Consider the following 240-nt stretch of genomic DNA (forward strand, 5'->3'; position numbering starts at 1 on the left):
TCAGCCCAATGCCCAGGTTCACCAGCATGATCATGCCGAAGTGCACCGGGTCCACGCCGATGCCGGTAATAACCGGCAGCAGGATCGGGGTGAGGATCAGGATCAGCGGCGCCATGTCCATCACCGTGCCCAGCAGCAACAGCATGAAGTTGATGCACATGAGGATCACATAGCGGTTGTCCGACAGGGTCAGGAACGCCGTGGTGATCTTCGAGGGAATCTGCATCAGCGTCATCACGT

General features: G+C 58.3%; 1 protein-coding gene. It reads right to left on the minus strand.

Annotated features, from left to right (window positions below; all coding sequences use genetic code 11):
* The coding region (locus tag SB756_RS34690; RefSeq protein WP_410913836.1) for a TRAP transporter large permease subunit at positions 1-240 on the minus strand (240 nt) is incomplete at both ends.

The organism is Pseudomonas sp. SIMBA_068 (assembly GCF_046534705.1).
GTDB lineage: Bacteria > Pseudomonadota > Gammaproteobacteria > Pseudomonadales > Pseudomonadaceae > Aquipseudomonas > Aquipseudomonas putida.